We start from the raw sequence: 2,349 nt of genomic DNA, 5'->3' as shown, positions 1-2,349 counted from the left end.
CCGCGATCACGAGCTTCCTGGTGGACATGAGCGAGCATCCGCCCACCGGCCATTCCCATGTCCCGCGACACGCTATACCGATGACCCGAGACACCCCATTCCGATGTCCTGAGACCACACACTGTCATCCCGACGGAAAAGCCCTGGTGGGACGGTAGATCTCACCAGGGCTTCGTCGTGTCCGGAGTCGTATTCTGCGGGTTAGCGGCGAGAACGGTTCGGGAGGAAGGTGCGCCGGCTGCGTCGGCGGCTAGGGTGCAGGCCGTGACCACTGACCTGCGACCCGTGCTGTTCCTGGATGTGGATGGGACGTTGCTGCCGTTCGGCGGCCCGGGCATGCGCCAGGCTCTGCGCCGGCCCGGGGACGCGGATGGTTCGCGTCCGGAGCTGGGCCTGATCGATCTGAGGCTGGGTCCCGCGTTGGTGGGTCTGGCGTGTGACCTGGTGTGGGCCACGGCGTGGATGGGTGATGCGAACGATGTCATCGCGCCCCGGTCAGGACTCCCGCCCCTGCCGGTGGCGGATCTGGCGGCCGATCTGGCCGGTGGTGAACATGATCCGTCCGGGTTGGGCTGGAAGACTCGCTCGCTCGTGCGGGCGGCTGCGGGCCGCCCGTTCGTCTGGATCGATGACGAGATCGGTGAGATGGACCGGTGGTGGGTCGAGTTGGAGCATCCCGGCTCGGCGCTGTTGTTGCAGGTCGAGCCTGCGGTCGGGCTCACCCACGGTGATGTCGGGCAGGTTGCTGCATGGCTCGATGGTCTGGAGTCTCGATGAGCGTGTTCCGTCCCGTCGCCGATCCGCAGGCCGCGCTGTCCTGGATCCCCGCTGACGTGCTCGAAGAGGGCGAGTTGTGCGGGCTGGACGTTCCCGGCTGGGAGGACGAGACGTGGATTCTGCACGACGCGATCGAACGGACCGACGCGCTCGACCCGCACCGCCGGCGCAGGACACGGCATCGCTGGCGGGACCTCACGGATCGGGACCTGGCGGCTGTGGCGGCTGCTGGCGTTTCGCCGCCGGACGCCATGCACCTGCTCAAGGGACACAGCCGGCCCGAGGTCACCATCGAGGAAGGCGTATTCGAGGGGGAGTCCCAGACTGCGTTGCTCGACCTGCTCAAGGAGTTCAGTGGAGCACAGACGGGCTGCTTCGCCTTCTTCGGTACGGTCACGGCGTACGACGTTGACCGTCTGGCGGTGCTGGAGGGCCCGCTGGCCGCCATCACGACCCTGCGGCGGGCCGAACTGTTCTGCGAGGTGAGCCCGTCGAACTGGTGGCCGGCAGACCGGTCGTGGTTCGTGTGGACCGACTACGACCTGACTGCGACGAGGGTCAGCGGGCCGCGAAGCCTGATCCAGCAAGTCCGGGCACATCCGGCCCTGGAGACTGTTGGCTGGCGTCGGCCAGACGGCATGCGGACCTCCCGACCGGCGACGCTGAACGGCTGGGGGTGTTCTGGCGACTGATGCCCTGGACGCCAGCGCGGGGGACTATGTCATGACGGCTCGAAGGAGTCACCGGTGGTCTGGTGGGACTTGTCGTCGAGAAAGGGTCAATCTCCGTCGCTCGGCGTCGATGGCGGTGACGGCGACCGTGATCTCGTCGCCGGTCTGGACGGCATCCGACGGAGCGTCCAAGGGAACTGATGCGAGTTCTTGTAGGTGAACGAGTCCCTCAACGCCGTCCGCGACTCGCACGAAGGCGCCGAACGGGACCAGCTTGGTGACCTGCCCATGCAGTGTCTGGCCTACAGCAATGCGGTCGGTGAACTGCTGGAATGGGTCTGGCTGCGTCGCGCGCAAGGACAGCCTGGCCTCGAGGTTCCGCGTGTCGAACTGGAGAAACTCGCACGAAATGCGCTGTCCGACGTGAACGACGTCTGTGGCAGCTTCGAAGCGCTGCCAGGACAGTTGGGGAAGGGTGATGAACCCTACGCCGGGGAACATGGGGTGGTCGGGGCCCTCGTCCAGTGTCACGAACACACCGAACCGCTCGATCGCTGTGACGGTGCCGGAAAGCCTTTCACCCTGCTGCAATGATTCCAGGAACGCCCACAGTTCTGGATGCGCGGATGGTCCGTCCATGCCGTCCAGCCTTTCATGAGTAACTGTGCGCCGGCCTGGCTGTGTGTTGGTCGCGCCGCAGTCCTGAAGAGGCGTTCGCTCTGCAGGCGTCTCCCTTTCCTGAGTTCCGCGTAACGAGTATCTGCGGAACTTCGCGGCAGGGTCGGTCGGTTCTCGGTGGGTGAGATGGGTCGGGCGTGGTCCTGACCTGGGAGGATGGCAGTTCCTACGCGTGCGCCGTGAGGCGCTTGTTGATCGTGCGGTGGTGAGAGGCCGCCGCCGC

The 2,349-nt window shown here is 66.2% G+C and carries 3 protein-coding genes; 2 read left to right on the top strand and 1 reads right to left on the bottom strand.

Features of this window, described 5'->3' with window-relative positions; translation table 11 throughout:
• Nucleotides 1-264 precede the first annotated feature (264 nt).
• Complete coding sequence (locus tag HGK34_RS22070; protein ID WP_201851550.1) at nucleotides 265-777, top strand: HAD domain-containing protein; 513 nt, start codon at nucleotides 265-267, stop codon at nucleotides 775-777.
• Complete coding sequence (locus tag HGK34_RS22065; protein ID WP_201851548.1) at nucleotides 774-1,469, top strand: hypothetical protein; 696 nt, start codon at nucleotides 774-776, stop codon at nucleotides 1,467-1,469. Before HGK34_RS22070 ends, HGK34_RS22065 begins: the two co-directional genes overlap by 4 nt.
• A 48-nt stretch (nucleotides 1,470-1,517) precedes the next feature.
• Here HGK34_RS22065 and HGK34_RS22060 read toward each other — a convergent pair whose 3' ends face one another.
• A complete protein-coding gene (locus HGK34_RS22060; RefSeq protein WP_201851546.1) occupies nucleotides 1,518-2,087 on the bottom strand; it encodes a S1 RNA-binding domain-containing protein in 570 nt (189 codons plus the stop codon).
• Nucleotides 2,088-2,349: the final 262 nt, after the last annotated feature.

The organism is Myceligenerans indicum (genome assembly GCF_016742955.1).
In the GTDB taxonomy this organism is placed as follows: domain Bacteria; phylum Actinomycetota; class Actinomycetes; order Actinomycetales; family Cellulomonadaceae; genus Myceligenerans; species Myceligenerans indicum.
Note: the sequence above shows the minus strand (reverse complement) of the source record. Positions and strands in the feature narration are given on the sequence as shown.

Coding starts and splice junctions, on each gene's coding strand:
- HGK34_RS22060 (WP_201851546.1), bottom strand. CDS start 2,087: ATGGACGGACCATCCGCGCATCCAGAACTGTGGGCGTTCCTGGAATCA.
- HGK34_RS22065 (WP_201851548.1), top strand. CDS start 774: ATGAGCGTGTTCCGTCCCGTCGCCGATCCGCAGGCCGCGCTGTCCTGG.